Source organism: Burkholderia sp. BCC1972, from assembly GCF_905339605.1.
Taxonomy (GTDB): domain Bacteria; phylum Pseudomonadota; class Gammaproteobacteria; order Burkholderiales; family Burkholderiaceae; genus Burkholderia.
The window spans coordinates 107,858-130,721 of the sequence record NZ_CAJPGH010000010.1; the positions used below are offsets into that span (position 1 = coordinate 107,858).

General features: G+C 68.9%; 19 protein-coding genes. 6 read left to right on the top strand and 13 right to left on the bottom strand.

Annotation, left to right across the window (positions count from 1 at the left end):
- Window positions 1-50: 50 nt before the first annotated feature.
- On the bottom strand, window positions 51-1,565 hold the full coding sequence (locus U5798_RS16570; RefSeq protein WP_124452172.1) for an ammonium transporter: 1,515 nt from the start codon (window positions 1,563-1,565) through the stop codon (window positions 51-53).
- Between the two features lie 39 nt (window positions 1,566-1,604).
- On the bottom strand, window positions 1,605-1,943 hold the full coding sequence (locus U5798_RS16575; RefSeq protein ID WP_006398175.1) for a P-II family nitrogen regulator: 339 nt from the start codon (window positions 1,941-1,943) through the stop codon (window positions 1,605-1,607).
- A 355-nt stretch (window positions 1,944-2,298) separates the two neighbouring features.
- Here U5798_RS16575 and U5798_RS16580 point away from each other — a divergent pair, with 355 nt between their 5' ends.
- On the top strand, window positions 2,299-2,550 hold the full coding sequence (locus U5798_RS16580) for an accessory factor UbiK family protein (RefSeq protein ID WP_006489451.1): 252 nt from the start codon (window positions 2,299-2,301) through the stop codon (window positions 2,548-2,550).
- 279 nt (window positions 2,551-2,829) lie between these two features.
- A complete protein-coding gene (locus U5798_RS16585) occupies window positions 2,830-4,434 on the top strand; it encodes a YifB family Mg chelatase-like AAA ATPase (protein WP_322082671.1) in 1,605 nt (534 codons plus the stop codon).
- Between the two features lie 51 nt (window positions 4,435-4,485).
- Here the strand turns inward: U5798_RS16585 and U5798_RS16590 are convergent, their stop codons facing one another.
- Together U5798_RS16590 and U5798_RS16595 are read right to left on the bottom strand one after the other, a co-directional pair.
- Window positions 4,486-4,737 (bottom strand): hypothetical protein, encoded by a 252-nt coding sequence (locus tag U5798_RS16590; protein WP_322082672.1) that lies wholly within the window; start codon window positions 4,735-4,737, stop codon window positions 4,486-4,488.
- 31 nt (window positions 4,738-4,768) lie between these two features.
- On the bottom strand, window positions 4,769-5,341 hold the full coding sequence (locus tag U5798_RS16595; protein WP_124452179.1) for a hypothetical protein: 573 nt from the start codon (window positions 5,339-5,341) through the stop codon (window positions 4,769-4,771).
- A 172-nt stretch (window positions 5,342-5,513) separates the two neighbouring features.
- On the opposite strand from U5798_RS16595, the gene U5798_RS16600 reads away from it, so the two are divergent.
- Entirely contained in the window at window positions 5,514-6,050 is a 537-nt protein-coding gene (locus U5798_RS16600) for a peroxiredoxin family protein (RefSeq protein ID WP_034189214.1), read from the top strand.
- A gap of 89 nt (window positions 6,051-6,139) precedes the next feature.
- Here the strand turns inward: U5798_RS16600 and U5798_RS16605 are convergent, their stop codons facing one another.
- The 9 genes from U5798_RS16605 to U5798_RS16645 form a co-directional block, all read right to left on the bottom strand.
- Window positions 6,140-7,495 (bottom strand): sigma-54 dependent transcriptional regulator, encoded by a 1,356-nt coding sequence (locus tag U5798_RS16605; RefSeq protein WP_322082724.1) that lies wholly within the window; start codon window positions 7,493-7,495, stop codon window positions 6,140-6,142.
- A 94-nt stretch (window positions 7,496-7,589) separates the two neighbouring features.
- Complete coding sequence (locus U5798_RS16610) at window positions 7,590-9,599, bottom strand: sensor histidine kinase (protein WP_124452183.1); 2,010 nt, start codon at window positions 9,597-9,599, stop codon at window positions 7,590-7,592.
- A 4-nt stretch (window positions 9,600-9,603) separates the two neighbouring features.
- On the bottom strand, window positions 9,604-10,893 hold the full coding sequence (locus U5798_RS16615; protein ID WP_124452185.1) for a dicarboxylate/amino acid:cation symporter: 1,290 nt from the start codon (window positions 10,891-10,893) through the stop codon (window positions 9,604-9,606).
- 354 nt (window positions 10,894-11,247) lie between these two features.
- Window positions 11,248-12,933, bottom strand: coding sequence for a cation/acetate symporter ActP (gene actP, locus U5798_RS16620; RefSeq protein WP_322082673.1), 1,686 nt, complete (start codon window positions 12,931-12,933; stop codon window positions 11,248-11,250).
- A gap of 11 nt (window positions 12,934-12,944) precedes the next feature.
- Entirely contained in the window at window positions 12,945-13,250 is a 306-nt protein-coding gene (locus U5798_RS16625; protein ID WP_069620222.1) for a DUF485 domain-containing protein, read from the bottom strand.
- A gap of 96 nt (window positions 13,251-13,346) precedes the next feature.
- Entirely contained in the window at window positions 13,347-14,552 is a 1,206-nt protein-coding gene (locus U5798_RS16630; RefSeq protein WP_322082674.1) for a CaiB/BaiF CoA-transferase family protein, read from the bottom strand.
- Window positions 14,553-14,582: 30 nt separating this feature from the next.
- Window positions 14,583-15,728: an acyl-CoA dehydrogenase gene (locus tag U5798_RS16635; protein ID WP_322082675.1), complete on the bottom strand. Its 1,146-nt coding sequence runs from the start codon at window positions 15,726-15,728 to the stop codon at window positions 14,583-14,585.
- A gap of 14 nt (window positions 15,729-15,742) precedes the next feature.
- Window positions 15,743-16,939 carry an acyl-CoA dehydrogenase family protein gene (locus tag U5798_RS16640; RefSeq protein ID WP_322082676.1) on the bottom strand — a complete coding sequence of 399 codons (1,197 nt, stop codon included), beginning with the start codon at window positions 16,937-16,939 and terminating at the stop codon, window positions 15,743-15,745.
- 29 nt (window positions 16,940-16,968) lie between these two features.
- Window positions 16,969-19,104: a 3-hydroxyacyl-CoA dehydrogenase NAD-binding domain-containing protein gene (locus U5798_RS16645; protein WP_322082677.1), complete on the bottom strand. Its 2,136-nt coding sequence runs from the start codon at window positions 19,102-19,104 to the stop codon at window positions 16,969-16,971.
- Window positions 19,105-19,344: 240 nt separating this feature from the next.
- On the opposite strand from U5798_RS16645, the gene U5798_RS16650 reads away from it, so the two are divergent.
- The 3 genes from U5798_RS16650 to U5798_RS16660 all read left to right on the top strand — a co-directional run bounded on the left by U5798_RS16650 (window position 19,345) and on the right by U5798_RS16660 (window position 22,855).
- Window positions 19,345-20,307 (top strand): LysR family transcriptional regulator, encoded by a 963-nt coding sequence (locus tag U5798_RS16650; RefSeq protein WP_124452197.1) that lies wholly within the window; start codon window positions 19,345-19,347, stop codon window positions 20,305-20,307.
- Between the two features lie 71 nt (window positions 20,308-20,378).
- Window positions 20,379-22,253, top strand: coding sequence for a gamma-glutamyltransferase (gene ggt / locus U5798_RS16655; RefSeq protein ID WP_322082678.1), 1,875 nt, complete (start codon window positions 20,379-20,381; stop codon window positions 22,251-22,253).
- 5 nt (window positions 22,254-22,258) lie between these two features.
- On the top strand, window positions 22,259-22,855 hold the full coding sequence (locus U5798_RS16660; protein WP_322082679.1) for a hypothetical protein: 597 nt from the start codon (window positions 22,259-22,261) through the stop codon (window positions 22,853-22,855).
- The last annotated feature ends 9 nt before the right edge of the window (window positions 22,856-22,864 follow it).

Sequence of the window (22,864 nt, forward strand, 5' to 3'; positions counted from 1 at the left end):
TTCAGTGGCGGGCGCCGTCTTCGCGGCGGCCCGCCGGTCATCCTTGTGACTTATTCGACATGCTCGCCGTGCAGGATCACGTCGAGACCTTCGCGCTCTTCCTCTTCGGTCACGCGCAGGCCGATCGTCAGATCGATCAGCTTCAGCAGCACGAAGCTCAGCACGCCGCTGTAGACCAGCGTGATCAGGACGCCCTTCGCCTGCAGCAGCAGGCTGCCGTCGGCACCGCCGATATCCTTGACCGCGAACACGCCGGTCAGCAGTGCGCCGAGAATCCCGCCGATGCCGTGCACGCCGAACGCGTCGAGCGAATCGTCGTAGCCGAGCTTCGACTTGAGCCACGTCGCCGACCAGAAGCACACGACGCCCGCCGCGATACCGATCACGAGCGCGCCTGCCACGCCGACGAAGCCGGCTGCCGGCGTAATCGCCACCAGACCCGCGACCGCGCCCGACACGATGCCGAGCACCGACGGCTTGCCCTTCGCGATCCATTCGGCAAACATCCAGCCGAGCGCCGCGCAGGCCGTCGCGACTTGCGTCGTCAGCATCGCGAAGCCGGCACGACCGTCGGCCGCGACCGCGGAGCCTGCGTTGAAGCCGAACCAGCCGACCCACAGCATCGAGCCGCCGATCATCGTCAGCACGAGGTTGTGCGGTGCCATCGATTCGCGGCCGTAGCCGACGCGCTTGCCGAGCACGAGGCACGACACGAGGCCCGCGATACCGGCGTTGATGTGCACGACCGTGCCGCCCGCGAAGTCGAGCACGCCGTCAGCCGACAGCCAGCCGGTCGGTTCCCACACCATGTGTGCGATCGGCACGTAGACGATCAGCGACCAGAGCGTCATGAACACGAGCATCGCCGAGAACTTCATCCGGTCGGCGAACGCGCCGCAGATCAGTGCCGGCGTGATGATCGCGAACGTCATCTGGTAGACGAAGTAGACCGATTCCGGAATCGTCGTCGCGAGATGGCTGACGGTCAGCGTCGTCGCCTTGTCGCCCTTGATGTAGTTCATGCCGTGCAGGAACGCGCGCGACAGGCCGCCGATGAAGCCGTTGCCCGGCGTGAACGCGAGGCTGTAGCCGACCACCGTCCAGAGCACCGTGATCACCGCGGTGATCGCGAAGCTCTGCATCACGGTCGCGAGCACGTTCTTCTTGCGGACCATGCCCGCGTAGAACAGCGCGAGGCCGGGGATCGTCATGAACAGCACGAGCGCGGTGGACGTCAACATCCACGCGGTGTCGCCCGCGCTGATCTTCGACGAATCGACCGAGAACGGGGCGGTCGGCGCAGCCGGTGCGGCAGGCGCGGACGCGGCGGCGGCAGCCGAAGCGTCGGCGGCGCCCGAGGCCGGTGCGGCGGCAGCGGCGGTCGCGGATGCGTCGGTCGCAGCCGGTGCCGAAGCGGCCGGCGCGGCGGCGGCCGATGCGTCGGAAGCCGTGGCGGCAGGTGCGGACGCAGCCGCGGCGGACGCCGCGTCGTCGGCGAGCGCGGGGCCGACGCCGGCCGCGATCAGCGAGCCGGCCATCAGCAGGGACATCAGAAGTTTGCGCATCTTGGGTTTCCTCTTGTCGCTTGTCTTTGGTCTGTTCTGTTACAGCGCGTCGGCGCCGGTCTCCCCGGTGCGAATCCGGATCACTTGTTCGATGGGCGTGACGAAAATCTTGCCGTCGCCGATCTTGCCGGTGCGCGCGGCCCGCTCGATCGCTTCCACCGCCTGGTCGACGAGATCGTCCGACACGGCCGCTTCGATCTTCATCTTCGGCAGGAAATCGACCACGTATTCGGCGCCGCGGTACAGCTCGGTATGCCCCTTCTGGCGCCCGAACCCTTTCACCTCCGTCACCGTGATGCCCGAGACGCCAAGCGCCGACAGCGCTTCGCGCGTCTCATCGAGCTTGAACGGCTTGATGATTGCGGTAATGAGTTTCATGAAGTCCTCTCGCTGGGTTGTCCCGTCGAATTGGTTGGAATGTTGTAACGGACTCTTCTCAGCAACTCGCATGCCATGTCCGCTCGAACACCGTCTCGAAGGGCTCGGGAACAGGGTCACATCCCGCGATGTAAGGCGCGGAAGCCCGGCCGAATGGCCAACGTGGCCCGGTTTGCTGGCGCGGCGAAAGGAACGTTGCTAGAGTGCACGCACGTCCCGGCTCGCCGGGCCATTCACCCATGCGGGCGCCATGCCCGGAATTCGCGCCCTGCGCGCACCATTTCCGGTCATGCGTGCATCATGGGCACGTACGCAACTGAAGATGCACAATTTTTGTGCAAGGAAGGGGAATCACATGAAGCAACCCAGCGACGTTTTCAACGATCTGCAGTCGCGCGTCAGCGACCTGCTGAAAAACTCGCCGGCCAAGGACGTCGAGCGCAACGTGAAGGCCATGCTGTCGCAAGGCTTCTCGAAGCTCGATCTCGTCACGCGCGAGGAATTCGACACGCAGGCCCAGGTGCTCGCCCGCACCCGCGTGCGCCTCGAGGAACTCGAAAAGCGCGTCGCGGAACTCGAGCAGAAGCTCGCCGCGCCGCAGGCCTGACGCCCCACCCGGCAGCAAGGTCCGGGCGCGGGCCGCCTCGTGCGGCCCGCGCCCGCCGCCCTGAAGGCGTTCCGCCGCTCCCCGTAGTCCGTCGTTCTTCGCAGCATCCTCGCTCTTCGCAGTCCATCGCTCTTCGCAGTTCCTCGTTCCGCAGTTCGTCGTTCCGCAGTCCCTCGTTCTTTCCCCGCGCCACGCCGGCACGCGCGCACCGATTTCTCCCATTTCCGCGGCATGCGGCCCCGAACGGCCGTCGTCCGCCTGTCACGCAGGAGCCTCGCCATGTCGCTTGCCGTGGTGCGCAGTCGCGCGCCTGCCTCCGGCCGCGCGCCGGACGTCACCGTCGAAGTCCATCTCGCCAACGGGCTGCCGTCGTTCTCGATCGTCGGCCTGCCCGATCTCGAAGTCCGCGAAAGCCGCGAGCGCGTCCGCGCCGCGCTGCAGAACTGCGGCTTCGAATTTCCCGTCCGCCGGATCACCGTCAATCTCGCGCCGGCCGACCTGCCGAAAGAGTCGGGCCGGTTCGACCTGCCGATCGCGCTCGGCATCCTCGCCGCGAACGGCCAGATCCCGGCCGACGCGCTGGCCGGCCGCGAATTCGCGGGCGAGCTGTCGCTGACGGGCGCGCTGCGGCCGATGCGCGGCGCGTTCGCGATGGCATGCGGCGCCGCGCGCGACTGGCGCGCGGAAGCATCCGGTGTAGGCGTCGCCGGCGGCGCGGGCCTGGATTCCGGCGCCCCGCGCGACTCCGTCGCGACCTCACGTCCGCCCGAGTTGTACCTGCCGTTCGACAGCGCGGCCGAGGCCGCGCTCGTCCCCGGCGTGACCGTGTACGGCGCGCGCGACCTGCCCGCGCTGTGTGCGCACCTCGCCGATGCGCCGGACGGGCGGCTCACGCCGGTCGCGGCGCCCTGCCTCGACGGCCTGCCGGCGCCGGCCGCGCCCGACCTCGCGGACGTGGTCGGCCAGCGTGGCGCACGGCGCGCACTCGAAGTCGCCGCCGCGGGCGGTCATCACATGCTGATGGTCGGGCCGCCGGGGGCCGGCAAATCGATGCTGGCCGCACGGCTGGCCGGCCTCCTGCCGCCGCTGACCGACGACGAAGCGCTGACGTCGGCCGCGCTGCTTTCCGCGAGCCGCCTCGGCTTCTCGCCCGCGCAGTGGCGCCGGCGGCCGTTCCGTTCGCCGCATCACTCGTCGAGCGCCGCCGCGCTGGTCGGCGGCCGCAATCCGCCGCAACCCGGTGAAATCACGCTCGCGCACCTCGGCGTGCTGTTTCTCGACGAACTGCCGGAATTCGACCGGCACGTGCTCGAAATGCTGCGCGAGCCGCTCGAAGCCGGCCGCATCACGATCTCGCGCGCGGCCCAGCAGGCCGACTTCCCGGCCGCGTGCCAGCTGATCGCCGCGATGAACCCGTGCCCGTGCGGCTGGCACGGCGATCCGTCCGGGCGCTGCCGCTGCTCGCCCGACGTCGCCGCGCGCTACCTGCGCAAGCTGTCGGGGCCGCTGCTCGACCGCATCGACATCCAGATCGACCTGCCCGCGCTGTCGCCGGCCGAACTCGCGTCGCGCACCACGGCGCCCGGCGAGCCGAGCGCGGCGGTGGCCGCCCGCGTCGCGCAGGCGCGAGCGCTGCAGCTCGACCGGCAGGGCAAGACGAATCACATGCTGAGCGGCCGCGAAACCGACGACCTGTGCCGGCCGACCGACGAAGGTGAGCGGCTGCTGCGCGAAGCGGGCGAGCGCTTCGGCTGGTCGGCGCGCGCGTATTTCCGCGTGCTGAAGGTCGCGCGGACGATCGCCGACCTGGCCGGCGACCCGCTGCCGACGGCCGCGCAGATCGCCGAGGCGATCCGTTACCGGCGCGCGCTCACGGCGCTCTGAGCGCCATCGGAGGACAAAATCCGGCTGTCAAGACTTGACTTATGCACAATTTCACGAATCCGGCCCCGGATCGAGGCTCGCCGCGGCCTTTGCCGGACGGAATTCGTATCCCGTTGTTTTGATTGACTTTTCCCAAAGGCCGAACGGGCGATCAAACAGGCCGGAGGGCCGTCCGGCGCGGCTCAGCGGGACATCCGGGCTACTTTTCAACAAAGTTATCCACATGCGCTGTGGATAGCTGAAAAACCCTCGCAAAATCCGGCGATTAGCGTCGAAAGCTGCGAATGAACTTTCAGTTGTCACAGCGTGTCCGAGGCACCCTCGCCGACCGCGGTCAATCGAGTTTGAACGAGCCGAAAAACTGGTCGAGCTGCTCCTGCGTGAGCGACCCGTCGGCAATCACGACGGCCTGGTACGCGTGCCGGCCGCGCGCGGCGAGCCGCGCGACGATCGTCTTGCGTGCGCGATCGCCGCCGGCAGCCGCCCCCGCGACGCGCAGCTCGATCCCGTTCACCGCGCCGCCGGCCGCGAGCGGCACCGGCACGGACGCCGTCTGCGGCGCGCCTTCGAGATTGCGCGACAGTCCCGCGCGCAGGAATTCGAGCGCCGCGCGGCGCGTGTCGTCGCGGTCGTCCGGCAGCGTCAGCGTGCCGACCGCGAACACCGCGCCGTCGACGTGCGCGGCCTGCATCCGCATCGGCATCGACGTGCCGCCGATCGCTACCGGCTGCTCCTCGACGGTCGGCTTCGCCGGCAGGTCGATCGTGTAGCCGGCGTCGTTGTGCAACGTGCGCCAGTCGAACGACGGCGAGCACGCGGCCAGCGCGGCGCTCACGCAGGCAAGCGCGGCGAAGTGCCGCAGCGGACGAAAAAGGGGGCGCAACGATTCGATGACTTCCTTCGGCATGGCGTGGGTCGAGCAGGCAAAAACGGGCATTATCCGCCGAACCGGAAACCCGGGATGCGTGGCGGCGGCCGGTGCGCGCCCCGCATTCGCGCTAAAATGAGCGCGAATTTCAACGTCGATTTCGACGTCCTTTGCATCGACCCGCGTCATCGACCGACTCCGAGAGCACCAGATGAACACCACGCCTCCCGCCCGCCGCAGTGCCGGCCCCGTCCGCTACCTCGTCGCGGCTGCCGTCGTCGCGGCCATCGCCGTCGCCGGCTTCTTCGCGTTCAACGGCAAGTCCAGCGTGCCGGACGCGACGTTCACGCTGCTGTCGGGCCAGAAGGTCTCGACCGCAGGCGACCTGAAGGGCAAGGTCTATCTCGTGAACTTCTGGGCGACGAGCTGCGCGACCTGCATGCAGGAAATGCCGCAGATGGTCGATACCTACAATCGCTTCAAGGGTCAGGGGCTGGAATTCGTCGCGGTCGCGATGAACTACGATCCGCCGATGTACGTCGCGAACTACGCGCAGACGCGCCAGCTGCCGTTCAAGGTCGCGCTCGACGACGGCAGCGTCGCGAAGCAGTTCGGCAACGTGCAGCTCACGCCGACGACCTTCGTGGTCGACAAGGACGGCAAGATCCTGAAGCGCTACGTCGGCGCACCGCAGTTCGCGGAACTCGACGCGCTGCTCAAGAAGGCGCTCGACGGCAACGCGGCCTGAGCGCCGCACGCCGTCGCACGACAGGACTCGCAGGGCCGCACGCCGCGCCCTGCTCCGCGAAACGGACCGCACTGCGGTCCGTTTGCTTTTCAGCGCTCGGTTTCGCCTTTCGCCGACAGCCCGTAGCGCTTCATCTTCTCGTACAGCGTGGCCTTGCCGACATGCAGCCGGTCGGCCGTCGCGGCAACCGCTCCGCCCGTCTGGTTCAGCGCCTCGGCGATCACCGCGCGCTCGAACTGCTCGATGCGCTCCTTCAGCGTCTGGTCGTTGTCGGCATCGCCGCCGGCCGCGCCCGTTTCCTGCGGCATGTCGGCCACGCCGAGCACGAAGCGGTCGGCCGCATTGTGCAGCTCGCGCACGTTGCCGGGCCAGTCGCGCTGCATCAGGCTCGCGCGCTGCCGGTCGGTCAGCACCGGCGCGGGCCGCCCGTAGCGCACGGCCGCATCGAGCATGAAGTGCTCGAACAGCGGCACGATGTCCTCGCGGCGCTCGGCGAGCGGCGGCAGCGCGATCGTCACGACGTTGAGCCGGTACAGCAGGTCGCGCCGGAACGTGCCGGCCGCGACGAGCTCGCTCATGTCGCCCTTCGCGGCCGCGACGACGCGGCAGTTCACGCGGATCGGCTGGTTCGAGCCGAGCCGCTCCAGCACGCCGTCCTGCAGCACGCGCAGCAGCTTCACCTGCAGCGCGAGCGGCATGCTTTCGATTTCGTCGAGGAACAGCGTGCCGCCGGACGCGTATTCGAGCTTGCCGACGCGGCGCTTCGCGGCGCCCGTGAACGCACCGGGCTCGTAGCCGAACATCTCCGACTCGAACATCGGCTCGGGCAGCGCGCCGCAATTCACCGCGATGAACGGCTTGTCGCGGCGCGGCGACAGCTCGTGCAGGCTGCGCGCGATCAATTCCTTGCCGGCACCCGTGTCGCCGTTGATCAGCACCGACGCGTCGGTCGGCGCGACGTTCGCGAGCAGCTTGCGCACCTGCTCGATCGCGGGGCTGCGGCCGATGATGCGCGGCGCGACGACGTTCTGCCCGGCCAGCTCGCGCCGCAGCGCGTGGTTCTCGAGCACGAGCTCGCGGCGCTCCAGCGCGCGGCGCACCGTCTCGATCAGGCGCTCGGCCGCGAACGGCTTTTCGATGAAGTCGTACGCGCCGTCGCGCATCGCCTGCACGGCCATCGAGATGTCGCCGTGACCGGTCACGAGGATCACCGGCACGTCGGGCACGCGTTCGCGGCACTGCGCAAGCACGTCGAGCCCGCTTGCGCCGGGCAGCCGGATGTCGCTGACGATCGCGCCGGCGGTATCCGCGACGATCGCCTTCTCGGCCGCTTCGGCCGACTCGAAGCCGGCGACGTCGAAGCCTGCCAGCTGGAGGCTCTGCACGCTCGCCCGGCGAACGAGCGCATCGTCTTCGATATAGATCACTTGCAGCCGGTTGGCCATCGTACTCACTTGCTCCTGACAGGCCGCGCGACGGTCTCGCGCGCGGCGCTCGTTGATGCCGGTCGTGCGCCGACCGGGCCCGGGCCCGATCACGCTAATGCGAGCCTGCCGGCTCGGACACGGAGTCCGGATGATGCGTGCGTGCGCGCCGCAGCGTCAAGACGAACAGCGCGCCGCCCGACGGCGCATTGCGCGCGGTCAGCGCGCCGCCCGCGTCGCTCGCGATCGACGACGAGATCGCGAGGCCGAGCCCGAGCCCGCGCCCCATTTCCTTCGTCGTGAAGAACGGCTCGAACAGCCGCGGCAGCAAATCGGGCGCGATGCCGGAGCCGTTGTCGCGCACTTCGACCGCGAGCGTCGCGGCCGACACCGCGATCGTCACCTCGATCGCCGGCGCCGCGACGCCGGCCACCGCGTCCAGCGCGTTGCCGAGCAGGTTGATCAGCACCTGTTCGAGGCGCAGATCCTCGCAGCGCGCCACGAGCGCCGGATAGTCGCGCGCGAGGTCGAGCGGCTCGTCGTGCGCGGGCGACGCGGTCGCGTCCTGCAGCGTCAGCGTGAGCGCGACGCCGCCCAGCCGCTCGCCCAGCAGCGACAGCACGCTGCGCAGCGCGCGCACGACGAGCGCCCGCTCGTTGCGCGGCTTCGCGCGGCCGACGAACAGCTTCAGCTGGTTCGTGATCTTGCCCATCCGCTCGGTGAGCGCCGCGATCGCCTCGAGGTTCTCGCGCGCGGCCGCCTGCTCGCCGCGGTCGAGCAGCACGCGCGTGTTGTCCGAGAAGCTGCGCAGCGCCGCGAGCGGCTGGTTCAGTTCATGCGTGATGCCGGCCGCCATCTGGCCGAGCGCGGCGAGCTTGCTCGCCTGGATCAGTTCGTCGTGCGCGGCGCGCAGTTCCTGCTCCGCGCGGATCCGGTCGCCGACTTCCTTCTGCAACTGCTCGTTCGCTTCCGACAAGTCGGCCGTGCGCTCCTCGACGCGCCGGTTCAGCTCCGCGTACGCCTGCTGCAACAGCGCGCGGCCGCGGATCATTTCGCGCACGCGCGCCCGGCGCATCCGCCAGTAGAACGCGAGCAGCGCGACCGACACGAAGCCGAAACCCGTGACGATCGTCGCGTTGCGCGCATCGGTGTCGATCGGCGCGATCGGCGCGAGCGTGACGAGCAGCCAGTCGGGCTCGCCGATCCGGCGCTTGCTGACGAGAAAACGCGGCGCGCGCCGGCCGGGGCCGAGCCGCACGATCTCCGCGTCGGCGCCGAGCGTCTGCTCGATGCGCAGCGGCAGCGGCGTGACCGGTTGCTGCGCGTACTGGCGCGTCTCGTAGATCGATGCGGCGACGGGGCCCGTGAGCGGGCGCAGCGTGTGGTACTTCCACGCGGGCACCGACGACAGGAACACGACGCCGTGATCGTCCGCGACGACGAGCGGCTCGGACGCATCGGCACCCTGGAACCACTCGAGGTTGAGCTTCACGACGACGACGCCCGCGATCCGGCCGTCGCGCCATACGGGCTGCGAGATGTAGTAGCCGGGGTCGCGCGAGATCGTGCCGATGCCGAAGAAGCGGCCGACCTGGCCGTTCATCGCATCGACGAAATACGGCCGGAAGCGGTATTCGGTCCCGACGAAGCTGTCGGGCGCGCGCCAGTTGCTGGCGGCGACGCACAGGCCGTCCGCACCGATCACGTAGGTGACGGTCGCGTGCGCGTGTTCGTTGAGATCTTCGAGATAGCGGTTGACGCGCGCGGTGTAGTCGCCGCGCTTCGGCTCGGCGAGCAGGTCCTGCACGTACGGATGGCTGCCGAGCAGGTAAGGGAGCGACTCGTAGCGGTCGAGCGTGCTCTTGAGCGCGTTGGTCGTGCGGTCGACGCGCACCGCGGCATTGCGCTGCAGCTCGGCGACGCCGCGCTGCCAGGTGATCGTCCACGTCAGCGCGCACGCCGCGACGAGCGCGGCGGCAAGCACGACGAGGATGAGCAGGCGGCGCGTCACGGTCGAGGCTTCCTGGCGATGCGGATCGCCTATTGTGTCATAGGCCTCCGCATCCACGCGCCGATCGCCGCGTGCCGCGCCGCCGGCGGACGGTGCGGCCGCCTGCTCCTTCATGACGTCAGACGCCGGCCGTCTCGGTCGGTGCGACTGCGCCCCCGCCCTTCAGCGCCTGGCTCAGCTTGTTGCGGTCGAGTTCCTTCTCCCACGCGGACACGACGACCGTCGCGACGCCGTTGCCGACGATGTTGGTCAGCGCGCGGCATTCGCTCATGAAGCGGTCGATGCCGAGGATCAGCACCATGCCCGACAGCGGGATCGTCGGCACGACGGCCAGCGTCGCGGCGAGCGTGATGAAGCCCGCGCCCGTCACGCCGCTCGCGCCCTTCGACGTCAGCATCGCGACGGCCAGCAGCGTGAGCTGCTGCATCCACGTCAGCTCGATGTTGGTCGCCTGCGCGATGAACAGCACGGCCATCGTCATGTAGATGTTGGTGCCGTCGAGGTTGAACGAATAGCCGGTCGGCACGACGAGGCCGACGACCGAACGCGAGCAGCCTGCCTTCTCGAGCTTTTCCATCAGCTGCGGCAGCGCGGCTTCCGACGAGCTCGTGCCGAGCACGATCAGCAGCTCTTCCTTGATGTAGGACACGAAGCGGATGATCGAGAAGCCCGTGAAGCGCGCGATCGCGCCGAGCACGACGAGCACGAACACGACCGACGTCAGGTAGAACGTGCCGATCAGCTTGAGCAGCGGCACCAGCGAGCCGACGCCGTACTTGCCGATCGTGAACGCCATCGCGCCGAACGCGCCGATCGGGGCCAGCTTCGTGACGATGTGCACGATGCCGAACAGCACGCGCGTCAGCCCGTCGATGAAGTCGGTCACGACCTTGCCGCGCTCGCCGAGGTGCGCGAGCACGCTGCCGAACAGCAGCGCGATCAGCAGGATCTGCAGGATTTCACCCTGCGCGAACGCATCGACCATCGTGTTCGGGATGATGTGCATCAGGAAGTCGACCGTCGACTGCCCGTGTGCCTTCGCCGCGTACGACGCGACGGCCTTGCCGTCGAGCGTCGCCGGATCGATGTTGAAGCCGACGCCCGGACGCAGGATGTGCGTGGCCGCGAGGCCCAGCAGCAGCGCGAAGGTCGACACGATCTCGAAGTACAGCAGCGCCTTGCCGCCGACGCGGCCGACCTTCTTCATGTCCTCCATGCCGGCGATGCCGGTGACGACCGTACAGAAGATGATCGGACCGATCACCATCTTGATCAGCTTGATGAAGCCGTCGCCGAGCGGCTTCATGTCGGTGGCGATCGAAGGGTAGAAGTGGCCGAGGATCACGCCGACGATGATGGCGAAAATCACCTGCACATAGAGCACTTTGTAGAAGGGTTTCTTCTTCACGATGGTTCCTGCTGAAGTAGATGAGCCGGTGGAAACGGCGTCACGCGCGCAGGCGAATGTCTCAGGGGAAAAGTCACCCGCCCGCGCGGCTGCCGTGCCGCAACAAGCGATGCCTCAGGACATCCGGAGGGGGAGGAAGGCATTGGTCATCGGTTGTCTCCTTGGTTTAATAGTCAGGCCGGAGGCCGGCCATGCGCTTTATATTGCAAGGTCGATGCCAGGTTTCCGGAACCCCTCAAGCCGTTGTTTTCATTGTATTTCCCATAATGCGGCAGGCAAGGAAATCCGGGATTCCGGATTTCCGGAAAACATCCGTCCGGCGATCCGGACGGATGCATTGTTTCATCAGACGAATCAGTGCTGAACGGCCCGGCTCGCGAGCACGCCCGTCTGCGCGTAGAACTCCTGCTGCTCGAACGCGGCGCGCTCGCGCCGCGCGCGCTCGCCGCGATCCGCGAGCGAGCCGACGACGATCCCGATGAACGCGAGCGGCACCGACACGAGCGCCGGGTTGTCGAGGAACACCGGTGCGTGCGCGTGGTGCAGCACGTCGACCCATACCGACTTCGACAGCACCGTGAGCGCGACCGCCGACACGAGGCCGAGGCCGCCGCCGAGCACCGCGCCGCGGGTCGTCATCCCGCGCCAGAAGATCGACATCGCGAGCACCGGGAAATTGGCGCTCGCGGCCACCGCCGCGACGAGCCCGACCATGAACGCGACGTTCACGTGCTCGAACAGGATCGACAGCGCGATCGCGACGGCCGACAGCACGATCGTCGCCGTGCGCGAGATGCGCATCTCCAGCCGTTCGTCGGGCTTGCCGCGCGCCCACATCTGCGCATACAGGTCGTGCGAGATCGTCGTCGCGCCGGCCAGCGTCAGGCCCGCGACCACCGCGAGGATCGTCGCGAACGTGACGGCCGCGATGAACCCGTAGAACCAGTTCCCGCCGACCGCCTGCGCGAGCTTCACCGCCACCATGTTCGAGCCGCCGAGCAGGTCGTGCGTCAGGTTGAACGTGCCGTTCGCGCCGAGCCGGAAGAACTCCGGATGCTGCGCGAGCAGCACGATCGCCGAGAAGCCGATCACGAAGGTCAGCAGGTAGAAGTAGCCGATGAAGCCGGTCGCGTAGAGCACCGACTTGCGCGCCTCCTTCGCGTTCGGCACCGTGAAGAAGCGCATCAGGATGTGCGGGAAGCCGGCCGTGCCGAACATCAGCGCGATGCCGAGCGACAGCGCGTTGGCCGGATCGCGGATCAGCTTGCCGGGCCCCATGATCGACAGCGCGCCCGGATGCACGGCCACCGCGCGGCGGAACATCTCGTCGACGCTGAAGCCGAATTCGCCGAGCGCGAGCAACGCGAGCAGCGTCGCGCCGCACAGCAGCAGCACGGCCTTGATCACCTGCACCCAGGTGGTCGCGGTCATCCCGCCGAAGAACACGTAGACGACCATCAGCACGCCGACGATCAGCTCGGCCGTGCCGTACGACAGCCCGAACAGCAGCTGGATCAGCTTGCCCGCGCCGACCATCTGCACGACGAGGTACAGCACGACGATCGTCAGCGCGTTGGCGGACGTCAGCAGCCGGATCGGCCGCTGCGCGAAGCGGTACGCGACGACGTCGACGAACGTGAACTTGCCGAGGTTGCGCAACGGTTCGGCGATCAGGAACATCACGAACGGCCAGCCGACCAGGAAGCCGATCGAGTAGATCAGCCCGTCGAAGCCGAACATGAACACCATGCCGGACAGCCCGAGGAACGACGCGGCCGACATGTAGTCGCCCGCGATCGCGAGCCCGTTCTGCAGCCCGGTGATGCCGCCGCCGGCCGTGTAGAAGTCGCGCGTCGAGCGCGTGCGGCGCGCGGCCCAGCGCGTGAGCGCGAGCGTCGCGAACACGAACGCGAAGAACATCCCGATCGCGACCGGGTTCAGCTCGACCTTGTCGGGCATCGGGCCGGCGACGCCGGTCGCATGGGCGGCGGAGGAAACGAGAACGGCCAGCGCGACGAACGCGCTCGAAAGGAATCGCATGTCGGGCTCCGTCACGGACGTTGCAGGATCGCGTCGACGCGGCGGTCGAACGCACGGTTCGCCCGCAGCACGTAGCACGCGGTCAGGCCGATCGCGACCAGGATGATCGCGACGCCCGCGGCGATCCCGACCGTCGTCGTCGCGCCGCGATACAGCGGCGCCGCGAGCACGTGCGGCGCGAGCGCGACGAGCAGGATGAAGCCGTAGTACGTGGCGATCATCAGCGCCGTGAGCGTGAAGCTGAAGCGGCGCCGTGCGCGCACGAGCTGCTGGTAGTCGCGGCGCGCCGTGACCGATTCGATGACGGAAAGCTCCATGTTGTCTCCATGTCCAGCTCGTCATTGCGAGCAGTGCTTTGTGGAATGGTCGGCGCGCCTCCACTGCCCCGCCCGCGCCGCGGCGGAACAAGCGATCTACACGACGCGATCCGCCCGCAGCCGTGCGACTTCGCCGGACGACATCCCGAGCCAGCCGCCGAGCACCGCCTCCGTATCGGCGCCGAGCACCGGCGGCGCACCGCGCACCGGCAGCCGCGCGCCGTCGAAGCGGTACGGCGGAGCAAGCACGTCGACGCCACCCGCGACCGGATGTGGCTGCCGCGTGACGAGCCCGGCGCGCGTTGCACGTTCGGACGTCAGCGCTTCATGCAGCCCGAGCACTTCGCCGCACGGGATGCCCGCATCGGCGAGCGCGGTGAGCAGCGTCGCGCGCGACCGGCGTGCGAGTTCGCGGCGAATCTCGGGCAGCAGGTCCGCACGGTTTTCCGAGCGGCCGAGGTTGGTCTTGTAGCGTTCGTCCGCGGCGAGATCGGGCCGCTCGATCGCATCGCAAAAGCGTGCGAACTGCGTGTTGTTGCCGACCGTGATCACGAGCGGGCCGTCGGCCGCGTCGAACACGCCGTACGGCACGATCGACGGATGCGCATTGCCGTAGCGCGGCGGGTCCTCGCCCATCAGCAGCGCGTCGAGCCCGTAGTACGCGGTGATCATCAGCCCGCAGTCGAATAGCGCCATCTCGATACGGCGCCCGCGCCCGGTGGCGTGGCGTTCGTACAGCGCGGCGAGGATCGCCTGCGCCGAGTACATGCCGGTGAACAGGTCGACTGCCGCGACGCCGAACTTCAGCGGCGGCTGGCCGGCCTCGCCGTTCAGCGCCATCAGCCCGGCCTCGCCCTGTACGACGAGGTCGTAGCCGGGCCGCGCGGCTTCGGCACCCGAACGGTCGTAGCCGGAAATCGCGCAGTGCACGAGGCGCGGATTCAGTTCGGCCAGTGCGTCGTAGCCGAGCCCGAGTTTTTCCGCGCCGCCGAACTTGAAGTTGTGAAGCACCACGTCGGCCTGCGCGGCGAGCTCGCGTGCGATGCGCTGGCCCGCTTCCGTCTGCAGGTCGAGACAGATCGACCGCTTGCTGCGGTTCACGCTGTTGAAATAGGTGGTTTCGGTATCGCCGATCCGCAGCCCCCAGTCGCGCGTATCGTCGCCGCGCGCCGGATGCTCGACCTTGATCACTTCCGCGCCGAAATCGGCGAGCACCATCGCACACCACGGGCCTGCCAGCACGCGCGAGAAATCGAGCACCTTCACGCCGGCCAGCGGCAACGCGCGCGGTTCGTTCGTCATCCTTGTCTCCTCCATTCGCGCTGCGCGCCTTTACTGTTTCGACAGCGCGATGTAGCGCGCGAGATGATGATCCTCATCACCGAGCTGGTGGTCGATCATCACGAGGCGCTTCGCGTAGTGCGACAGCGGCAGCTCCCACGTCATCCCGATCCCGCCGTGCAGCTGGATGCTCTCCTCGGCGACGAGCGTGCCGATCCGGCCGATGCTGTATTTCGCGGCCGCGAGCGCGCGTTCGCGCACCGCGCGCGGCGCGTCGAGCTGCGCGGCCGCGTTGATCACCGCCGAGCGCGCCTGCTCGACTTCGAGCAGCAGGTCGGCCATCCGGTGCTGCAGCGCCTGGAAACTGCCGATCGGCAGCCCGAACTGCTTGCGCGTGCGCAGATACTCGAGCGTGTGCTCCTTCGCGACATCCATCGCGCCGAGCGCTTCCGCCGACAGCGCGAGCAGCCCGTAGCCGAGCACGCGTTCGAGCAGTTCGACGCCCGCTTCGCCGTCGTGTGCATCCGGCGCACCGAGCGCCGCATCGGCCGGCAGCGCGACGCGCTCGAAGCGCACCTCGGCCGCGCGGCCGCCGTCGATCTTCCGGTAGTCGCGCAGCGACACGCCCGGCGCATCGGCCGGCACGACGAACAGGCCGATGCCGGCCGCATCGTCGTCCTGCCCCGACACGCGCGCGCTGACGACGAAGAACGCCGCCTGCGCCGCCTGGTCGACGACGCCCTTCGCGCCCGTCAGCACCCAGCCGTCGCCCGTGCGTTCGGCGCGCGTGCGCACGGTCGTCAGTTCGTAGTGCGAGCCCGGTTCGTCGTGCGCGAACGCGGCGCTCGCGCTGCCGTCGATCAGCGCGGCGAGCCTGTCGCGGTGCGCATCGCCGCCGGCGAGCGCCAGCGCGCGGCCCGCGAGCAGCGCGCCGAGGAACGGCTCGACGACGAGCCCGCGCCCGAGGCATTCGAACACCACGGCGATGTCGAAGCCCGCGCCGCCGAAGCCGCCGTCGGCTTCAGCGAACAGCGCGCCGACCGTGCCGAGTTCGGCAAAGCGCCGCCACATCGCTCGATCGAAGCCTTCGGCCGACTGCGCGATGCGGTCGCGCACCGGGAACGCGTACTGTTCGGCGATGAAGCGGTTCAACGTGTCCGCCAGCATCCGGCGGTCTTCTGTGTGCTGGAAATCCATCGTCGCGTCCCTCGTTACAGCCCGAGCATCATCTTCGCGATGATGTTCTTCTGGATCTCGTTCGAGCCGCCGAAGATCGACAGCTTCCGGTTGTTGAAATACTGCTGCGCGGCGCTCGCGGCGTCGTCCGGGCCGACCGGCTCGCCGTCGTAATCGGCATCGAGTGCTTCCTCGACGAACGGCTGCGCGTACGGCCCCATCGCGCGCCGCATCAGCGCCGTGATCTCCTGGCGGATCTGCGTGCCGCGGATCTTGAGCATCGAGCTTTCCGCGCCCGGTGCGCCGCCGCCCGCCACCGCGGCCAGCACGCGCAGGTTGGTCGTGCGCATGTTCTCGAGTTCGATCTCGACCCGCGCGATGCGCGCCGCGAAGAACGGATCGTCCGCGAGCGGCCTGCCGTTCTTCGTGACTGTCGCCGCGACCGCGCGCAGCCGGTCGAGCGCGGCCGTCGAGAACCCGATCCCCGCGATGTTGGTGCGCTCGTACGTGAGCAGGTACTTCGCGTAGGTCCAGCCGCGGTTCTCCTCGCCGACGAGGTTCTCCACCGGCACCCGCACGTCGGTGAAGAACACCTCGTTCACCTCGTGCTCGCCGTCGAGCGTGATGATCGGGCGGACCTCGACACCGGGCGTATTCATGTCGATCAGCAGGAAGCTGATGCCTTCCTGCTTGCGCACGTCGGTCGCGGTGCGCACGAGGCAGAAGATCATGTTCGCGTAGTGGCCGAGCGTGGTCCACGTCTTCTGGCCGTTCACGACGTAGTGATCGCCATGGCGTACCGCGCTCGTCTTCACCGCCGCGAGATCCGAGCCGGCGCCCGGCTCCGAATAGCCCTGGCACCACCAGTCGGTGCCGTCGAGGATGCGCGGCAGCCAGTGACGCTTCTGCGCTTCGTTGCCGTACTTGATCAGCACAGGGCCGAGCATGTTCACGCCGAACGGCACGATGCGCGGCGCACCCGCGAGCGCGCATTCGTTGTCGAACAGGAACTTCTGCGCGACGCTCCAGCCGGGGCCGCCGTATTCGGCCGGCCAGTGGCTGGCGAGCCAGCCGCGCGCGTTGAGGATCGCGTGCCATTCGCGCATGTCGTCGCGCGTGATATGCAGGCCGCCCTTCACCTTGCGCGCGATGCGCGCGGGCAGTTCGGCTTGCAGGAAGCGCTGCACTTCCGTGCGGAAGGCTTCCTCTTCGGGAGTGAAATTGAGGTCCATCTTCGTTCCGTTGCGAATGCGGTTGGCGTTCAGTCGACGCGGTTCAGGCTCGCGAAATCCGCGCCGCGCGCGACGAGATCGACGAGCAGCGGCGACGGCTTCCAGAACAGCGGGTCTTCCTTCGCGAACGCGCGGATGTCGGCGAGCACGCTCGCGAGGCCGACCGTGTCCGCGTAGTGCATCGGGCCGCCGCGATAGCGCGGGAAGCCGTAGCCGTACAGGAACACCGCATCGACATCGAGCGGACGCAGCGCGATCTTCTCGTGCACGACGTTCGCGCCTTCGTTGATCATCGCGGCGAGGTAGCGGCGCAGGATCTCGTCGTCGGTGAACGTACGCGGCGTGACGCCCTTCTTCGCGCGTTCCTCCGCGACGATTGCTTCGACTTCCGGGTCCGGCGTGCCGACGCGCGCGCCGTCCGGGTACAGGTAGTAGCCGCGCGACGTCTTCTGCCCGAACCAGCCGCGCTCGCACAGCCGGTCGGAAATCTCGACGTAGCGTGCGCGCGGGTCGCGCGTCGCCGCGCGGCGCTTGCGGGTCGCCCAGCCGATGTCGCCGCCCGCGAGGTCGACGACCTGGAACGGGCCCATCGGGAAGCCGAATTCGCGCACCGCGCGATCGATCTGGTACGGCGACGCGCCGTCTTCCATCAGGTAGTCGGCCGCCGTCCGATAGACGGCGAGGATCCGGTTGCCGATGAAGCCGTCGCATACGCCCGCGCGCACCGGCGTCTTCTTAAGCTGCTTCGCCAGCGCGAACGCGGTCGCGACGACGTCCGCGCTCACCCGCTTCGGCACCACGATCTCGAGCAGCTTCATCACGTTGGCCGGCGAGAAGAAATGCAGGCCGATCACGTCGGCCGGCCGGTCGATGCTCGCGGCAAGCGCGTCGATGTCGAGATACGACGTGTTGGTCGCGAGCACCGCGCCCGGCTTGCACACGCGTGCGAGCTCGGCGAACACGGCCTGCTTCACGGCCATGTCCTCGAACACGGCCTCGATCACCACGTCGGCCTGCGCGAGCGCGTCGTACGACGTGCTGCCCTTGAAGCGCGCGAGCCGCGCCGCATGCGCGGCCGGCGTCATCCGCCCTTTCGCGACGAGGCCGTCGTACACCTTCTCGACGTGCGCACGGCCGCGCGCGAGCGACGCCTCGTCGCGCTCGATCATCGTCACCGGCAGCCCGGCGTCGAGCGCCGCGACCGCGATGCCCGCGCCCATCGTGCCGCCGCCGACCACGCCGATCCGCTCGACCGGCCGCGCGCTCGCGCGCCGCGCCTCGGGCGCCTTCGCCGCTTCGCGCTCCGCGAAGAACGCATGCACGAGGCCCGCGCGCTGCGGGCTGTCGATGCATTGCAGGAACAGGCTGCGCTCGAACTTCATCCCCGCGTCGAACGACTGCGTGAGCGCGGCCTCGACCGCGTCGACGATCTTCGCCGGCGAGAAGAGGCCACGCGACTTCTTCGGCAGCTCCGCGCGCGCCGCGTCGATCGCAGCCTGAGCGGCCGCACGATCGACGAGGCCCTGCGCGTCGCGCGTGCGGCGCACCGGTGCGCCGAGCGACACGAGTTCCTGCGCGTAGGCGAGCCCTTCGGCGAGCGTGTCGTCGCTGTGCGCGACGCGGTCGACCAGGCCGAGCGCGAGCGCCTCCTCGGCGCTCGCATGGCGGCCCGTCAGCATCAGGTCGAGCGCGGCCTTCGCGCCGATCAGGCGCGGCGCGCGCTGCGTGCCGCCCGCACCGGGCAGCAGGCCGAGCGTGACTTCGGGCAGCCCGAGCTTGGCGCCGGGCACCGCGAGCCGGTAATGCGCGGCCAGCGCGACTTCGAGGCCGCCGCCGAGCGTCGCGCCGTGCAGCGCGACCACGACCGGCTTCGTGCCCGATTCGATCCGCTCGCACACGTCGGGCAGCGACGGCGGCACCGGCGGCTTGCCGAATTCGCGAATGTCGGCGCCCGCGATGAAGTTGCGGCCGGCACCGACGATCAGCACCGCGCGGATCGCGTCGTCGGCCTGCGCGGCGTCGAGCGCGTCGGCCAGGCCGCGCCGCACGTCGGCGGACAGCGCATTGACGGGCGGATGGTCGATCGTGACGACGAGCACCTTGTCGCGGCGCTCGCGCGCGACGGTGCCGGCCGTCGGGCTGGCGGGGGAAGCAGTGGAATTCATCGTGTCTCCAATAGTGCGGTGCGCCGGGCGGCGGGAACCGGTCGGGGCCGGCCAGCAGCGCCGGTGCGCGAGCCGGTTCGGGCGGCGCGGGAAACGGTCCGGCATGGTTGCCAAGCATGACTCGATTCTCGATTGATCGAGATTCATTGACAATTCCCTCTCGCTTTTACAAGCTGTCAAGTCTGACTTGACACTGAATGCTTTCCGACCGTTAAACGGGACGGATCAGGAGACACCGGCATGGACCTGAACGCGCTGACGCTGCTCGTCGAGATCCTCGACGCCGGCAATCTCAGCAAGGCCGCGCAGCGGCTCAAGATGAGCCGCGCGAACGTCAGCTACCGGCTGAACCAGCTCGAGCGCTCGATCGGCCAGCAGCTCGTGCGGCGCACGACGCGGCGCATCGAGCCGACCGAGATCGGGCTGAAGCTGTACGAGCACGGCCGGCGCATCCGCAACGAGCTGCTGGCCGCGCAGGAATCGGTGACGACGCTCGGCCAGGACCTGCAGGGCCGCGTGCGGCTGTCGGTGCCGAGCGGCTACGGGCAGATGGTGATGTCGGAATGGCTGCTGGCGTTCAAGCGGCTGCACCCGGGCATCGTGCTCGACGTCGTGTTCGAGAATCGCGTGGAAGACCTGATGCGCGACGAAGTCGACATCGCGATCCGCGTGATGTCCGAGCCGCCGCAGAACCTCGTCGCGCGCGACATGGGCGCGGTGCGCTACGTCGCGTGCGCGTCGCCCGCGTTCGCCGCCGCGCACGGGATGCCGTCGAGCCTCGGTGCGCTGGCCGCCGCGCCGGTCGTCACCGCGACGGTGATGGGCCGGCAGTTGCGGATCGCCGCGTATCTCGGCGACGAGCGCCACGAGGTGCTGCTCGAACCCACGTTGATTTCGGAGAACTTCCTGTTCCTGCGCCAGGCGATCCTCGCGGGGATCGGCGTCGGCATCGTGCCCGACTACGTGATGCAGGACGACATGCGGCGCGGTACCGTCGTCACGTCGCTCGACGCGTACCGGCTCAGCATCTTCGGCACGCACATGTACATGCTCTACATGCCGAACCGGCATCACACGCGCGCGACGTCGACGTTCATAGAGTTCATCCTCGAACAAGCCGGAAAGACCGGCCGGGGCGGGCCCGGCGGGATTCGTCAGGGTTTTCTGTCGGATGACAAGCCGCCGGCCACGCGGCGACAATAGCGCGCCGGGGCCGGCAGCCGCGTGGCGCCGGCGCCATCGCCTCCTTTGAATTCACTGCTGCCGAGGGTTCAATGTTCGACCGGATTCGCCCGCCTTCGCGTCCCTGGACGCTGCTTGCCGCCGTCGCGCTCGTCGCGTTCAACGCCGGCTGCACGTCCCCGTCCACGCCGTCGGGCGCCGTCGTCCCGGTCGCCGCCGCATCGGGCGCGGCCGTCCCGCTGCCGGGCGTGCACGCGCCGGAACTGTCGTCTGGCTGGACCGACAAGGCGGGCTGGACCTCGCAGCACTTCATGATCGCGGCCGCGAACCCGCTCGCGACGCAGGCCGGCTACGACATGCTGAAGGCCGGCGGCACCGCGATCGACGCGGCCATCGCGACGCAGATGGTGCTCGCGCTCGTCGAGCCGCAGTCGTCGGGGATCGGCGGCGGCGCGTTCATGCTGTACTTCGACGGCAAGGCGACGCAGGCATACGACGGCCGCGAGACCGCACCGGCCGCCGCGACCGACCGGCTGTTCTACGGGCCGACCGGCCAGCCGATGGGCTTTTACGAAGGTGTCGTCGGCGGGCGCTCGGTCGGCACGCCGGGCGTGCTGCGCATGCTCGACGCCGCGCATCGCGCGCACGGCAAGCTGCCGTGGCGCCGGCTGTTCCAGCCGGCCATCCGGCTTGCCGAGCGCGGCTTCACGATCAGCCCGCGGCTCGCGATGCTGATCGCGAACGACAAGTACCTGAGCAACGACCCGGCCGCCCGCGCGTACTTCTACAACACGGACGGCACGCCGAAGGCCGCCGGCACCGTGCTGAAGAACCCCGCGCTCGCAACCGTGCTGCGCCAGGTCGCCGACCGCGGCGCGAATGCGTTCTACAGCGGCGCAATCGCGCGCGACATCGTCACGAAGGTGCGCAAGCACCCGACCAATCCGGGCCTGCTGTCGCTGCAGGATCTCGCGCGCTACAAGGCGAAGGTGCGCACGCCGCTGTGCGCCGACTACCGGCGCTCGGTCGTGTGCGGGATGCCGCCGCCGTCGTCGGGCGGCCTCGCGATCGCGCAGATGCTCGGCATCCTCGAGGCGATGCCCGACTGGCAGCAGATCGGCGCGCAGAAGCCGGTGCGCAACGATGTCGGCTACGAGCCGACGCCGTTCGCCGCGCACCTGTTCAGCGAAGCCGGGCGCCTCGCGTATGCGGACCGCGCGCGTTATGTCGCCGATCCCGATTTCGTGCCGCTGCCGGGCGGCAGCTGGGCGAGTCTCACCGACAGGACCTATCTCGCGCAGCGCGCGCGGTTGATCGGCGACAGCAGCATGGGCGTCGCGCAGGCCGGCGCACCGCAGGGCGCGACGCTCGCGATGGCCGACGACCACAGCCCCGAACTGCCGTCGACATCCGACATCGCGATCGTCGACCGTTACGGCCAGGCGCTGTCGATGACGACGAGCGTCGAGGATGCGTTCGGCTCGCGGCTGATGGTGCGCGGCTTCATGCTGAACAACCAGCTCACCGACTTCTCGTTCGTGTCGAACGACAATGGCCGGCCGGTCGCGAACCGCGTGCAGCCGGGCAAGCGGCCGCGCTCGGCGATGTCGCCGGAGCTCGTGTTCGACAAGAAGACGAAACAGGTGACGATGATCGTCGGCTCGGCCGGCGGCCCCGCGATCATCAATCACGTCGCGAAGACGCTGGTCGGGGTGCTCGACTGGGGCATGACGATGCAGCAGGCGATCGCGCTGCCGAATTTCGGGTCGATGAACGGGCCGACCCAGCTGGAACGCGGCCGCGTGTCGGAGGCGCTCGCCGACGGGCTCAAGGGCCGCGGGCACGACGTGCGGGTCGTCGAGATGAACTCGGGGCTGCAGGGAATCCAGCGGCTGAACGTGCAGGGGCAGACGGTATGGTTCGGCGGCGCGGATCCGCGGCGGGAAGGCGTGGCGATGGGGGATTGAGGGCGGTGAGCGACAACTTCACCTATCTGGTCGATCCGGTGGTTTCGCTCGCTGAAGCGCCCGCCGGGGCGCAGCGCATGATCGCGTGGCTGCAGGCACGCGGGATCGTCGGCGCGGCGACGCGAGTCGGCGACCTGTATCGCGACGACTTCCGAACCTACGGAATGGAAGCCGGCGAACTGGCGGAAATCGACGACGTCGGTTATCCGCTCGGCCCGCATTATGCGAGCGCATGCGATGCCAACGCGCATTTGCCGCCATCGATTCCTAACTGGCTGGAGATCGTCGTGGAGCGACGTGTCTTCGACGCTGGCGGCGGCGGCCTAGAGGTCTTCTGCCCGGCCTGCGATGCCGAACAGACATCGCTTGGCAACGCATGGGGCATCGCGATTTCGAACTGGTTCGACGGCGACGACGACGCCCCGCTGACCTGCGGCGTATGCGGACACCGACAACCGATGACCCGATGGCGCTATGAGCCGCGATGGGCATTCGGCAATCTTGGCTTCTGCTTCCAGAACTGGCTGCTGAGCGATGCGTTCATCGCCGAATTCACCGCCGAGTACGGCCAGCCGCTGGCGGTGGTGCACCAGCACATCTGAACGCCCCGG

Bases quoted from the DNA above. Each gene is read 5' to 3' on its own strand.
- U5798_RS16575 (WP_006398175.1), bottom strand. From the start codon at position 1,943: ATGAAACTCATTACCGCAATCATCAAGCCGTTCAAGCTCGATGAGACG.
- U5798_RS16600 (WP_034189214.1), top strand. From the start codon at position 5,514: ATGAACACCACGCCTCCCGCCCGCCGCAGTGCCGGCCCCGTCCGCTAC.
- U5798_RS16585 (WP_322082671.1), top strand. From the start codon at position 2,830: ATGTCGCTTGCCGTGGTGCGCAGTCGCGCGCCTGCCTCCGGCCGCGCG.
- U5798_RS16570 (WP_124452172.1), bottom strand. From the start codon at position 1,565: ATGCGCAAACTTCTGATGTCCCTGCTGATGGCCGGCTCGCTGATCGCG.
- U5798_RS16610 (WP_124452183.1), bottom strand. From the start codon at position 9,599: ATGAAGGAGCAGGCGGCCGCACCGTCCGCCGGCGGCGCGGCACGCGGC.
- ggt (WP_322082678.1), top strand. From the start codon at position 20,379: ATGTTCGACCGGATTCGCCCGCCTTCGCGTCCCTGGACGCTGCTTGCC.
- U5798_RS16630 (WP_322082674.1), bottom strand. From the start codon at position 14,552: ATGACGAACGAACCGCGCGCGTTGCCGCTGGCCGGCGTGAAGGTGCTC.
- actP (WP_322082673.1), bottom strand. From the start codon at position 12,933: ATGCGATTCCTTTCGAGCGCGTTCGTCGCGCTGGCCGTTCTCGTTTCC.
- U5798_RS16625 (WP_069620222.1), bottom strand. From the start codon at position 13,250: ATGGAGCTTTCCGTCATCGAATCGGTCACGGCGCGCCGCGACTACCAG.
- U5798_RS16580 (WP_006489451.1), top strand. From the start codon at position 2,299: ATGAAGCAACCCAGCGACGTTTTCAACGATCTGCAGTCGCGCGTCAGC.
- U5798_RS16595 (WP_124452179.1), bottom strand. From the start codon at position 5,341: ATGCCGAAGGAAGTCATCGAATCGTTGCGCCCCCTTTTTCGTCCGCTG.
- U5798_RS16635 (WP_322082675.1), bottom strand. From the start codon at position 15,728: ATGGATTTCCAGCACACAGAAGACCGCCGGATGCTGGCGGACACGTTG.
- U5798_RS16650 (WP_124452197.1), top strand. From the start codon at position 19,345: ATGGACCTGAACGCGCTGACGCTGCTCGTCGAGATCCTCGACGCCGGC.
- U5798_RS16640 (WP_322082676.1), bottom strand. From the start codon at position 16,939: ATGGACCTCAATTTCACTCCCGAAGAGGAAGCCTTCCGCACGGAAGTG.
- U5798_RS16645 (WP_322082677.1), bottom strand. From the start codon at position 19,104: ATGAATTCCACTGCTTCCCCCGCCAGCCCGACGGCCGGCACCGTCGCG.
- U5798_RS16605 (WP_322082724.1), bottom strand. From the start codon at position 7,495: ATGGCCAACCGGCTGCAAGTGATCTATATCGAAGACGATGCGCTCGTT.